Origin of the sequence: Okeania sp. SIO2B9, from assembly GCF_010672505.1 — a bacterium.
Classification (GTDB): domain Bacteria; phylum Cyanobacteriota; class Cyanobacteriia; order Cyanobacteriales; family Microcoleaceae; genus Okeania; species Okeania hirsuta.
Window position 1 is genome coordinate 1 of the sequence record NZ_JAAHGK010001480.1, and the last position, 1,717, is coordinate 1,717.

Sequence of the window (1,717 nt, forward strand, 5' to 3'; positions counted from 1 at the left end):
GTAATGGTAAATTTGGCTTGAGTATTCAGAAAGAAGTTTGGCAAAATTGTGGTGCAACTCAAGATAGTAGTTATCAAATTAACGATCTGGAAATTTATAATAATTTCAGTGAAAAATTAGGCTGGAAAATAGGAGAAAAACTTTTAACTTATGAGGAATTGAATTTCGATATAAATGCCCCAAACGGTCATCTTCCTGGAGGAATATTGAATTGGTTATGGTTTAGTTTTTATCTAGGAAAATCTAAGCTTTTCAGCGAGGAAACTATTTGGTGGGATATTCTTTCTGCTATAGCAATGAAATTAGATATCTGTCAGTCTGACAAATTAGTAAAAATTTATCAATCTGATCAAGAATGATTTTTAGGTGAATTTTTAGTACATGACAAAGTAGTAAAAATTTATCAAGGTGATATTACTAACTTAGAAGTAGATATTATTGCTAGTAGTATAGGTGGTCTAGTGTATGACCGAATTCGACAAATTACTGGGGAAGATATTTGGAAAGACATGATGAAATTGAGAATAGAAATGAGGAATTCCACTTTGTCATCTTTCAGAGATGTAGTCATAACAAACGCTGGCAAACTCCAAGCGAAAAAAATACTTTATGGATTATTAATAAGTTCACATGAAGAGGTAATTCAAGAACTACTTTATACTTGCATGAAAATCGCTCATAAACTCAGTTTTAAAACAATTGCTTTTCCTTTATTTGGCAGTGGATTAGGTGTTTTATCTGCTCAAAAAGCTTGGCAAATTATCTTGTCACAAATAATCAAAAATTTATCTGATGAAAATCAAACAGTCAGAGAAGTTACTATCTGTATATATAACCGAAAAATTGTAGAAGAAATTGACGTTAGAGAGACACTAAAACAAATTCAAAACTTAGGTTGGGAATCGTTATTGTAATGGTTAAAAATTACAGCAGTTTTCTAGTTGATGAGGTACAAAGTTTTATTGCTCTAGGGAACAGGCAACAGGGAACAGGCAACAGGGAATATAGGAATAAATAGTCTTATAGCTGTACCTTACTATGCTCAAAAGTGCTGTAATATAGCAGGGAACAGGGAACAGGGAACAGGGAACAACAAACAAATGAATAAAAATTATGGCGTTGCACAGTGACGAATGATTTGAGATTTTTGATTGAATTGGATTGTGGATTTGAGAATTGCTAGAATGATTAATTAATGGTTTTTTTTTAGTCAAAATCTCAACCAATTTTTGGCAATATCATTCCATAATGTGCAACCCCAAATTTCCGGCATTGCACAGTGACGAATGATTTGAGATTTTTATTGAATTAAATTTTGGATTTGAGAATTGCTAGAATGATTAATTAATGGTTTTTTTTAGTCACAATCTAAACTAATTTTTGGCAATATCATTCCATAATGTGCAACCCCAAATTTCCTGTAGATATTCACCCTTGATTTTACACAAACGATACCAGCGGACATGATATTATTCAGCAAACCCTAGATTAGTCTTAAACTGTACCTAACGATCCTGAAATTTTCTGTATTCTTTTTTAAAACTGGTATAATACCAATTTAATAAATGTTTGCTACAAATAGCTAGGCTATTTTTTATCATTTTCTTTGTGGGTTTAATACCCCACCGTCTACACGGTGTTCAAAATTACTTGGGGTGAGAATCCCCATGTAATTTTCCTCCTGTCTCCTGTCTCCTGTCTCCTGTCTCCTTCTTCA

2 protein-coding genes are annotated in these 1,717 nt (G+C 32.5%); both read left to right on the forward strand.

Annotated features, from left to right (window positions below):
• A partial coding sequence (locus F6K13_RS31865; RefSeq protein WP_287289694.1) for a GUN4 domain-containing protein occupies positions 1–359 on the forward strand: 359 nt, incomplete at its 5' end.
• Between the two features lie 102 nt (positions 360–461).
• Positions 462–914 (forward strand): macro domain-containing protein, encoded by a 453-nt coding sequence (locus F6K13_RS31870; protein ID WP_161565108.1) that lies wholly within the window; start codon positions 462–464, stop codon positions 912–914.
• The last annotated feature ends 803 nt before the right edge of the window (positions 915–1,717 follow it).